This is a genomic window from Xanthomonas sp. SHU 308 (assembly GCF_000364645.1).
Classification (GTDB): domain Bacteria; phylum Pseudomonadota; class Gammaproteobacteria; order Xanthomonadales; family Xanthomonadaceae; genus Xanthomonas_A; species Xanthomonas_A sontii.
The window spans coordinates 1-2,509 of sequence record NZ_AQOK01000252.1 but is presented as its reverse complement, the minus strand read 5'-3'; the positions used below and the strand labels follow the sequence as shown (position 1 = coordinate 2,509).

Below are 2,509 nucleotides of genomic sequence, written 5' to 3'. Positions count from 1 at the left end.
GAATTCCACTGAACAACGTGGTGGGTTTACACATCTAGCCGCTCGGCCGCCAACGTGAAGCTGCCGGCCTGCACGACCTGCATGAAGACGGCAATGCCTTGGAAAGGGTCTAGCGTAATCATTGCCCGCCTATTGACGAACTGTGGTCAACTTTCTTTGGATCTTAGGATCATATATCTAATCTAAATTCGTCAATAGTATGTGTCGCTGGAGCAGCCTGCCGTCAGGGCTGCCGATCTTCTTGCGAGGCTTCTATGCCGCAATCGGCTCTTACGTCCACATTCCGTCTGAATGGCGCGCTGTTGCTGCTCGCAACCTGCGCCGGGCTGGGCGTAGCGAACGTCTACTACCTTCAACCGGGTCTGTCCTTGGTGCAGTCCGAGTTCGGCGCCACCCCGGAACAGGTCGGCAGGGTGCCGACCCTGACACAGATCGACTACGCGCTGGGCATGCTATTGCTGGCCCCACTCGGGGACGTGGTACCTCGACGGCGGCTCATCCTGGTCAAAGCGGTGCTGCTGGTGCTGGCCCTGGTGGCGGCGGGTATCTCTCCCGGCCTTGGCTGGCTGGTGATCGCCAGCATCGCCGTCGGCCTGCTGGGCAGCATCGGCCAGGATTTCGTGCCGATCGCCGCCCAACTGGCCCCCGACGAACAGCGCGGCCAGGCCGTGGGCACCGTAACGACCGGGTTGCTCAGCGGCATCCTGCTGTCGCGCACCCTGGGCGGCTGGGTCGCCGAGTCCCTGGGCTGGCGGGCCATGCAGTTCGTGGCGGCTGGTCTGATGCTGGGGGTGATGGTGATCGCCTGGCGCACCGTGCCGAACCTGCCGCCCGCCAGCCGCAGTCGCTACGGCGCGTTGATCGCCAGTTTGTGGACGTTCTGGCGGCAGTACCCGGCCTTGCGCTTGGCCGTGGTGGCACAGGCGCTGCTCGCGTCAACGCTAGGCGCGTTCTGGTCCATGCTTGCCCTGGTGCTGGCGGCTGCGCCGTTCCACCTGGGCGCCGGCATAGCAGGCACCTACGGCATCGCCGGCGCGGCCGGCGCCCTGGCCGCGCCCTGGTTCGGCCGCTTCAACGACCGCCACGGGCCGCTACCCGCCATCCGCCTCGGATGCGCGCTGGTGATTGTGGCGTTCCTCGGCATGGGAATCCTGCCGCCCAGCCTTTGGAGCCTGGCAGTCGGTGCCCTGGTCTTCGACCTGGGCGTGATGGCGGCGCTGGTTTCGCACCAAGCCATCGTCAACGGGCTGGACCCGCAGGCCCGCAGCCGCCTCAACGGCCTGCTGATGACCGGCGCAATGATTGGCATGGCGGCAGGTGCCGCCATCGGCAGCGCCGCGTGGGCACATGCGGGCACGCTGGGCCTCTATGGCTTTGCGGCAGCGGCCGGGCTGGCGGCGTTGGCCGTGTCCTTTCTTCACCATCTCCCTGGAAAACATCCCCATGACTAAGACTGTCGAGGAACGGCTGTTCCGCGCCCCCTACCTGCAACCCCAACCCGGCAGCGACCGGCCGCTCACCGTGTTGTGCTCGTTGCTCTCGCGTGCCGACAACACGCCGCTGGCCGAGCGGCGGCGTGCCGACGGGCATGTGCTCGACCATGCCGGAAACGCCATCGCCGACCCGGCGACCGATGTTGCCGCCAATGCCTTCGAAGGGAATCCGAACCTCAACTTCGAGCATTGGGGCGAGTATTGGCGCAAGGTGCATGGCGTGCGCTTCATCCATGCCGAGGAAGCAGACGACCGCAGCCTGGAACGCCTGCTGCGCTATGACCAGTTGCACCGCTTTGCGCCCGGGCCGACCTACACCGATGCACCGCCATATCGCGCGCCGGTCGATGAACAAGGCCGGTTGTGGCCTACCGTCATCGGCCATGTCGAAGCCTACCGGCGTCCGCGCTGGGACGGCATCGCCTACCTGAACTTCGTCGGCCCCGAGGACATCGCCGTGGTGCTGGGCAATGCCCGAGTGCGCGAGAAAATCCTGCCCGAAGACCAGGCGATCTTCCGCGACATCGCCCCGGTGCTGGCGCGCCAATACGTCATCGTGCCGAGCGTCACGGGCAATGAGGCCGTCACGCTGGTCAAGCTCCATGTGCGCGATCCGGCAATCAGCCGCGAAGCCTTCCAGCAATGGTGGCTGCACGAGCATGCACCGCTGGCGGCGGCGCAGTCCAAGGACTGGACGCGGCGCTATGTGCAACTCCACAACATCGGGCCGGTTGAACCGGATCAGCCGCTGTTCCATCCACAGGCCAGCCGGATCGACGGGGTGACGCTGATGAACTTCACCAGCGTGAACGATCTGGAGGACTTCCTGCGCAGCCACGCAAGCCAGGCGATTACCTCAGACGAAGCGCGGATGTCAGACGTGGCTGCCAGCGAATGGTGGACGGCCATCGGCATGGCGCTGGTCAATCGGATTGCGCCGGAACGGGTCACGGCCCCGAAAGCATGAGCCACTGAGGACTAGGGCCTGTTAACACAACCGCAGTCCATCGGCGATC

The 2,509-nt window shown here is 65.5% G+C and carries 2 protein-coding genes; both read left to right on the top strand.

The annotated features are described in order from the left end of the window. The first annotated feature begins 254 nt into the window (after nt 1–254). Nucleotides 255–1,451, top strand: a complete 1,197-nt coding sequence (locus tag D588_RS0109470) for an MFS transporter (protein WP_232764269.1) — start codon at nt 255–257, stop codon at nt 1,449–1,451. Next, nucleotides 1,444–2,460 (top strand): EthD domain-containing protein, encoded by a 1,017-nt coding sequence (locus D588_RS0109465; RefSeq protein ID WP_017915803.1) that lies wholly within the window; start codon nt 1,444–1,446, stop codon nt 2,458–2,460. Before D588_RS0109470 ends, D588_RS0109465 begins: the two co-directional genes overlap by 8 nt. Nucleotides 2,461–2,509: the final 49 nt, after the last annotated feature.

Coding starts and splice junctions, on each gene's coding strand:
- D588_RS0109470 (WP_232764269.1), top strand. CDS start 255: ATGCCGCAATCGGCTCTTACGTCCACATTCCGTCTGAATGGCGCGCTG.
- D588_RS0109465 (WP_017915803.1), top strand. CDS start 1,444: ATGACTAAGACTGTCGAGGAACGGCTGTTCCGCGCCCCCTACCTGCAA.